Origin of the sequence: Streptomyces sp. CHD11 (genome assembly GCF_018638295.1) — a bacterium.
GTDB lineage: Bacteria > Actinomycetota > Actinomycetes > Streptomycetales > Streptomycetaceae > Streptomyces.
Genome location: NZ_JABTTS010000001.1, coordinates 412,308 through 419,235 on the forward strand (window position 1 = coordinate 412,308; position 6,928 = coordinate 419,235).

Annotated in this window: 7 protein-coding genes; 4 read left to right on the forward strand and 3 right to left on the reverse strand. The window is 71.6% G+C overall.

Annotated features, from left to right (window positions below):
- Nucleotides 1-197 precede the first annotated feature (197 nt).
- Nucleotides 198-989, forward strand: coding sequence for an RNA polymerase sigma factor SigF (locus tag HTV45_RS01670; RefSeq protein ID WP_215203735.1), 792 nt, complete (start codon nucleotides 198-200; stop codon nucleotides 987-989).
- Nucleotides 990-1,177: 188 nt separating this feature from the next.
- Here the strand turns inward: HTV45_RS01670 and HTV45_RS01675 are convergent, their stop codons facing one another.
- Entirely contained in the window at nucleotides 1,178-1,534 is a 357-nt protein-coding gene (locus HTV45_RS01675; RefSeq protein ID WP_215203770.1) for an ANTAR domain-containing protein, read from the reverse strand.
- 245 nt (nucleotides 1,535-1,779) lie between these two features.
- Here HTV45_RS01675 and HTV45_RS01680 point away from each other — a divergent pair, with 245 nt between their 5' ends.
- Nucleotides 1,780-2,580 carry a VOC family protein gene (locus tag HTV45_RS01680; protein WP_215203736.1) on the forward strand — a complete coding sequence of 267 codons (801 nt, stop codon included), beginning with the start codon at nucleotides 1,780-1,782 and terminating at the stop codon, nucleotides 2,578-2,580.
- A gap of 19 nt (nucleotides 2,581-2,599) precedes the next feature.
- On the opposite strand, the gene glgX is transcribed toward HTV45_RS01680, so the two are convergent.
- Nucleotides 2,600-4,744 (reverse strand): glycogen debranching protein GlgX, encoded by a 2,145-nt coding sequence (gene glgX / locus HTV45_RS01685; protein ID WP_215203737.1) that lies wholly within the window; start codon nucleotides 4,742-4,744, stop codon nucleotides 2,600-2,602.
- Nucleotides 4,741-5,253 carry a pep a2 gene (locus HTV45_RS01690; protein ID WP_215203738.1) on the reverse strand — a complete coding sequence of 171 codons (513 nt, stop codon included), beginning with the start codon at nucleotides 5,251-5,253 and terminating at the stop codon, nucleotides 4,741-4,743. Before HTV45_RS01690 ends, glgX begins: the two co-directional genes overlap by 4 nt.
- A gap of 351 nt (nucleotides 5,254-5,604) precedes the next feature.
- Between HTV45_RS01690 and HTV45_RS01695 the strand changes: the two genes are divergently transcribed.
- Both HTV45_RS01695 and HTV45_RS01700 read left to right on the forward strand, forming a co-directional pair.
- Nucleotides 5,605-5,907 (forward strand): DUF5133 domain-containing protein, encoded by a 303-nt coding sequence (locus tag HTV45_RS01695; RefSeq protein ID WP_215203739.1) that lies wholly within the window; start codon nucleotides 5,605-5,607, stop codon nucleotides 5,905-5,907.
- A 73-nt stretch (nucleotides 5,908-5,980) separates the two neighbouring features.
- Nucleotides 5,981-6,928 (forward strand): maltotransferase domain-containing protein (locus HTV45_RS01700; protein ID WP_215203740.1); only part of this gene is annotated, 948 nt, incomplete at its 3' end.

The following is a 6,928-nucleotide window of genomic DNA, read 5'->3' on the forward strand; positions in this document are numbered from 1 at the left end:
CGTACCCTTTTCTTAATGCGGTGCGGGCGCATGACGAAAGCCGTTTTGAAAGGGCGGGGCACGGGGAATGGAATGTGCAGTGCTTCGGACAGGAGGCACGCCGAGGGAACCGGCCCGCCGGCCCCGGGCCTCCCCGGTGGCCTCGCCGCTTCCCACGAGGTCTGTCCATCCGGCACCCGCTCAGGGAGGTGCGCGTGATGCGTACCGTCAGTCCCAGGAAGCCGCACTCCCACGACGACGCCCCCGACACGGCCGGGGACTTCGCCCGTCTGGCCGAACTGCCCGACGGGCCCGAACGCCGCATGCTGCGCGACCGGCTGGTCACCGCCTGGCTGCCCATGGCCGAACGGATCGCGGTCCGATTCCGGGGCCGCGGTGAGTCGCTGGAGGATCTGTACCAGGTGGCGGCCCTCGGCCTGGTGAAGGCCGTCGACCATTACGACCCGGCCCGCGGCAACGCGTTCGAGGCGTACGCCGTGCCGACCGTCACCGGTGAGATCAAGCGCCACTTCCGCGACCACATGTGGACCCTGCACGTACCGCGCCGGGTCCAGGACCTGCGCAACCGTGTGCGGCACGCGGCGAAGGAACTGGCCCAGACGACCCCGGGCCGGGCTCCCACGCTCGCCGAGATCGCCGCGTACGCACAGCTGACCGAGGACGAGGTGCGCACCGGGACGGAGGCGCTGGAGTGCTTCTCCGCGCTGTCCCTGGAGGCCGAGATGCCGGGCACCGACGGATACGCCCTCGGGGACGCGCTCGGCGGCCCGGACCCGGCCTACGACACCGTCGTCGACCGGGTGGCGGTGCGGCCCTGTCTGGAGGCGCTTCCGGAACGCGAGCGGCTCATCCTCTATCTGCGCTTCTTCAAGGGGATGACGCAGAGCGGGATCGCCGAGCAGCTCGGCATCTCGCAGATGCATGTCTCCCGTCTCCTCAGCGGCTGCTTCGCCCGGCTCCGCGACGAACTGCGGTCCGAGACACCCTGAGAGGGCCGGAGGGACCGGCAGCGGCGCCGCCCCGCCCGCCGCCCCGCCCGCCGGCCCTCTCGCCGCGCCCGGCGATCAGCGCTCCAGCCGTTCCGGCGGCCGGCACCCCGCCGGACCCGGCGGTCAGCACGCCCGGCGACTGCACTCCGGCCGTGCCCGGCGGTCAGCGCCCCGGCGGCCTCCAGGGGTCAGCGCTCCGGCGGGGTGTCCGGGAGGCGGGTGGGGCCGAGGCGGGTGGGGCCGAGGCGGGTGGGGCCGAGGCGGTCCAGGACCTCCCCCAGGACCGTGCGCACCTCCGCCGGCAGCAGACCGGTGCGCCCCCAGACCAGGATCATGTCGGCCACGCTGCGGAGTTTGATGTTCGTGCGCTGGGAGACCTCCCTGAGCACCGTCCAGCCCTGGTCGGGCGAGACCCTGCCCAGTGCGACGATCATGCCGATCGCCTGGTCCACCACCGCGTGCGAGACGACCGCGTCCTTCAGCTGCTGCACTTCCTCCTCCAGCTGCAGAATCCGGTCCGCGCCCCCGTCCGTGGTCATGGTCACCTCCGGGTCCGGTGTGCCGCTCTCGTGGTGCGTTCGCATAGTGCTTGAGTGCCTTCACCCAGTGTCCGATCCATCCATCGTCGCTACTGGTGCCGCCCTGTGCCACCGGGGTGGTCCGGGGGCGTACGGGGGTCACCGTTTCGGGGCTGCCGCCGGGGTACCCGGCAGGCGCCCGGGCCGGTGTCCGGCTGACACTGGTGCCATCCGGGTGGCTGCCAGGCCGACGAGATCAGGACATCACTGCCATGAACCACGACATGCCCTCCTCCGCCGCGACGGAGATCTTCTCGACGCATTCCGTCTACGGAGCGCCCTGCTGGGTGAGCCTGACCAGCCGCGACGTGCGGACGACCGAGGAGTTCTACAGTGCCGTGCTGGGCTGGCAGTGGCGTGCCATGCGCCTCGGCGACCGGTTCCGGGTCGCTCTGGCCGACGGCGAGCCGGTGGCCGGGATCGCAGCCGTGGCCGGCATGTGGCAGATGGCGGTGGCGTGGACACCGTACTTCGCGGTGCGCAGCGCCGACGAGGCCGCGGCCCGGGTGCAGGAGCGCGGCGGTACGGCCGCGGTCGGCCCCCTCTCCCTGCCGCCCGGGCGTGCGGCTCTGCTGGCCGACCGGGACGGGGCGGCGTTCGGGGTGTGGGAGGGCGAGCTGTTCAGCGACTGGCGCGCCTGGCACCGGGCCCAGCCCGCGTTCATCCGGCTGCACACCCGGGACGCCTTCGACGCCGCGATCTTCTACGGCGAGGTCTTCGACTGGGGGTCCTCAGGACCCGGCTACTGCGAGGTCCACTACGAGGGCGAGGAAGTGGTGCTGCGCACCGGTGGGGACGTGGTGGCACGCATCGAGTCGGGGGCGCTGGGCTCGGCCCCCGATCCGGCGATCCGGCCGCACTGGCAGGTGCATTTCGCGGTGAAGGACGTGGCGGCCTGCGCCCGCGCCGCCGAACGGCACGGCGGGAGCGTGCTCTCCGAGGGCCCCGGGGAGGCCGTGCTCCGCGACAACGAGGGTGCCCAGTTCACGGTGACCTCGCGTCGGGGGCGCTGACCTCCCCGGGGCCCGCCCGTCACTCCGCCGTGCGGGACGGGCGGGACAGCAGCACCAGGCTCCGGGCGTCGACGGTGAGGGTGGTACCGGCCTTGCGTTCCGCCTCGTCGGGGGTGCCGTCCGGGTCGGCGGTGTCGATGAGGGCCGTCCAGCGTTCGCCGTAGGAGGCGTCGGGCAGCCGGAAGCGGACCGGCTCCCAGTGGCTGTTGAGGAGCAACAGGAACGAGTCGTCGACCAGGCGCCCGCCGCGGGGTCCCGGTTCGGCGATGGCGTCGCCGTTGAGGAAGACGCCGACCGAGTGCGCGTCGGAGCGCCGCCAGTCGTCGTCGGTCATCTCGTGCGCGTTGGGCAGCAGCCACACCAGGTCGGGCAGCGGCTGGTTCGCGAGCCTCACCGTCTCGCCCCGGAAGAAGCGGCGGCGGCGCAGCACCGGATGGGTGACGCGCAGGGAGATCAGCCCGCGGGTGAAGTCCAGCAGGGAGCTCTGCTCGTCGTCCAGCCGCCAGTCGATCCAGCTGATCTCGTTGTCCTGGCAGTACGCGTTGTTGTTGCCGCCCTGGGTGCGTCCGAGTTCGTCACCGTGGGAGAGCATCGGGATGCCCTGGGAGAGCAGCAGCGTGGCGAGGAAGTTGCGCTGCTGGCGGGCGCGCAGTTCGAGTACGGCCGGGTCCCGGGTGGCGCCCTCGGCACCGCAGTTCCAGGACCGGTTGCCGCTTTCGCCGTCCCGGTTGCCCTCGCCGTTGGCCTCGTTGTGCTTGTCGTTGTACGAGACGAGGTCACGCAGGGTGAAACCGTCGTGCGCGGTGACGAAGTTGACGCTGGCGCGGGGCCGGCGCCGGTTGTGCGCGTAGAGGTCGGAGGAGCCGGTCAGCCGGGAGGCGAACTCGCCGAGTGTGTGCTCCTCACCGCGCCAGAAGTCCCGTACGGCGTCCCGGTACTTGCCGTTCCACTCCGACCACAGCGGCGGGAAGTTGCCCACCTGGTACCCGCCCTCGCCGAGGTCCCAGGGTTCGGCGATCAGCTTGACGCGGCTGATCACCGGGTCCTGCTGGATCAGGTCGAAGAACGCCGAGAGCCGGTCCACTTCGTGGAACTGCCGGGCCAGGGTGGCCGCGAGGTCGAAGCGGAAGCCGTCGACGTGCATCTCGGTGACCCAGTATCTGAGCGAGTCCATGATCAGCTGGAGTACGTAGGGGTGGCGCATCAGCAGGCTGTTGCCGGTGCCGGTGGTGTCGTAGTAGTGGCGCCAGTCCCCGTCGACCAGGCGGTAGTAGGAGGAGTTGTCGATGCCCCGGAAGGAGAGCGTGGGGCCCTTCTCGTTGCCCTCGGCGGTGTGGTTGTAGACCACGTCCAGGATCACCTCGAGCCCGGCCGCGTGCAGGGTCCTCACCATGTTCTTGAACTCGGTGACCTGCTGTCCGCGGGTGCCGTGGGCGGCGTAGGCGTTGTGCGGGGCGAAGAAGCCGATGGTGTTGTAGCCCCAGTAGTTGGTCAGGTCACGGCCCTGCAGCACACCGTCCTGGACGAACTGGTGCACCGGCATCAGTTCGATGGCGGTGACGCCCAGCGAGGTCAGGTGCCCGACCACGGAAGGGTGCGCCAGTCCGGCGTAGGTGCCCCGGAGTTCGTCGGGGACGTCCGGGTGGGTACGGGTCAGGCCCTTGACGTGGGCCTCGTAGATCACGGTGTCGGAGTAGGGGCGGCAGGGCGGGGCGTCGTCGCCCCAGTCGAAGGCGCGGTCGGTCACCACGCCGAGCATGGTGTGGCCGGCGCTGTCGGCCGCGTCGGGTCCGTGCGGGTCGCGTTCGTACAGCGAGGGATGGTTGTCGATCTGTCCGTCCACCGCTGTGGCGTAGGGGTCGAGGAGGAGTTTCGCCGGGTTGCAGCGGTCCCCGGAGGCGGGGTCCCACGGCCCGTGGACGCGGTAGCCGTAGCGCTGTCCGGGGCCGATGCCGGGGAGGTAGCCGTGCCAGACGAATCCGTCGGCCTCGGTGAGCCGTACGGTGCGGTGGCGCCCGTCGTCGTCGGCCAGGACCAGTTCGACGGCTTCGGCGACCTCGCTGAACAGCGCGAAGTTGGTGCCCTCGCCGTCGTAGGCCGCACCCAGCGGGTAGGGGCGCCCGCTCCACGCGGGCCCCCCTTTCCGGGTCTGTCGCCGGGTCATCGGACCTCCTCCAGGAGGCCGCCCGGTGTTCGTACCCGGCCGGTGAGCGTGGCGACGCTCAGCTCGCGGGGCAGGTCCAGGCCCTCGCTCTCGCGGGGGTCGGGGCCCTTGGGCACGAGGGGGACGCGTGCGCCGGCACGGGCGCGCTGCGAGAACCAGATGACCTTGCTGCCGGTCTCGGTGGCGCAGCAGCCCCAGCCGTCGCTGCTCGCCGCGATGTGCTCGAGACAGCCGCGCAGCTCCTGGTCGGGACGCAGCGCGCGATTGTGGTCCCCGACGGCCGTGATGAGGTGCTGGCCGTTCCACCACATCTCGATCGACGTGTTCTTGTCGGCGGCGTGCTCGGCGATGGCGCGCAGCAGCATCTCGGCGCCGCCGCAGACGGTCTCCATCAGGTTCTCCAGGTCCCAGAACCGGAGGTGAGCGGCCAGTATGCGGCTGACCTGTCCTACTTTTTCCGGGCTGACTTCCACGTCGAGGTGGTAGTAGCAGGGCACTGCGGTCTTCATCGTCGTCGGCTCCTCACCGCGAAGCTCTCGCTCCTTCTCGCCCCCGCGGGGCGAGCCCCCGGACACGGAACGTGAGCGGGTGTCGCTTCTGAGTCACCTTCAGAGTGAGGGGGTTGGTCCATTCGTGCAACACGAGCGCACGGCTGAGGCGCGAGGGGCGACAAGTGGGAACGCGAGGGGCGCGAGGCGGCCTCCGGGGTGATTGAAAACCCAACAAGACGGCGGGTCACCGTCCGTGCACCATGTGTGAAGACCTCGATCGCCGTTACGGGGCCGTGCATCTGTGCGTACGGTCCCGCCCGACCGTCGGGACAACGCGCCCCCATCGAGCCCCGGAAAGGTGAACGGCGCATGCTGCTACCCGCCAGAACCGAAGTCGCCCGGCAGTTGCGCCGCTACCGGGCCTGGGAACGCGTGATGCTGGCGGCCCCCACCGACCACACGGTGCGGGCCACCTTCGAGGACTCCGGCTACACGCTCTGTGTGCTGATGGGCAAGCGCTGCGCGCGGGAGGCGGCGGACGCCGCCGAACGGTATCTGCGCACCACCGTCATCACCTATCTGCAGGAACAGAACGACCGGCCCCGCCCGGCCGCCACGGCCCGCCGGGGCCCGCCGGCCGTCGGGCGGCGCTCCCCGGCGGGAAGGCAGTGACCTTCCCGCCGCTGTTTGGTCCCACGCCCGGGCGCGCGCCCGGGCGTCGAGCACGGCGGAGGTGCGAAGACCCATGAAGACGACCAGGACCATCGGTCGTGTCCCGGTACGGGACGTCCGTCCGTCCGTCGACTGCGGCAGACGGCCGGCGAAGGCCGTCGTGGGCGAGACGTTCGAGGTCACGGCGACCGTGTTCCGTGAGGGGCACGAGGCGGTGGCCGCCAATGTGGTGCTCAAGGACCCCGAGGGGCGTCCGGGGCCGTTCACGCCGATGCGGGAGCTGGCCCCCGGCATGGACCGGTGGGGCGCCGAGGTCACCGCGGACGGCCCCGGACAGTGGACCTATCGCGTCGAGGCCTGGGGCGACCCGGTGGCCACCTGGCGCGGGACGGCCGGCATCAAGGTCCCGGCGGGCATCGACACCGGACTGGTCCTGGAGGAGGGCGCCGACCTCTACGAGCGGGCGGCGGCCGGGGTGCCGCGGGGCGACGGCCAGGACGTGGTCCTGGCCGCGGCCAGGACGCTGCGCGACGACTCGCTGCCCTGCGCCACCCGGCTGGCGGGGGCGCTGACGCCGGAGGTGGACGCGGTGCTGGCCCGGCATCCGCTGCGCGAGCACGTCACCAGCAGTGACCCGCTGCCCCTGCTGGTGGAACGCGAGCGGGCCCTGTACGGCTCCTGGTACGAGTTCTTCCCCCGCTCCGAGGGCACCCCCGAACAGCCCCACGGCACCTTCACCACCGCCGCCCGCCGCCTCCCCGCGATCGCCGCGATGGGCTTCGACGTCGTCTACCTCCCACCCATCCACCCCATCGGCACCACCCACCGCAAAGGCCCCGACAACACCCTCGACGCCTCACCCGACGACGTCGGCGTCCCCTGGGCCATCGGCTCACCCGAAGGCGGCCACGACACCGTCCACCCACGACTGGGCACCCTCGAGGACTTCACCCGGTTCGTACGACAGGCCAACACCCTCGGCCTCGAGATCGCCCTCGACCTCGCCCTCCAGTGCTCCCCC

What these genes read in the sequence shown, in the direction of transcription:
- HTV45_RS01670 (WP_215203735.1), top strand. Translation starts at nt 198, where the DNA reads ATGCGTACCGTCAGTCCCAGGAAGCCGCACTCCCACGACGACGCCCCC.
- HTV45_RS01680 (WP_215203736.1), top strand. Translation starts at nt 1,780, where the DNA reads ATGAACCACGACATGCCCTCCTCCGCCGCGACGGAGATCTTCTCGACG.
- glgX (WP_215203737.1), bottom strand. Translation starts at nt 4,744, where the DNA reads ATGACCCGGCGACAGACCCGGAAAGGGGGGCCCGCGTGGAGCGGGCGC.
- HTV45_RS01690 (WP_215203738.1), bottom strand. Translation starts at nt 5,253, where the DNA reads ATGAAGACCGCAGTGCCCTGCTACTACCACCTCGACGTGGAAGTCAGC.
- HTV45_RS01695 (WP_215203739.1), top strand. Translation starts at nt 5,605, where the DNA reads ATGCTGCTACCCGCCAGAACCGAAGTCGCCCGGCAGTTGCGCCGCTAC.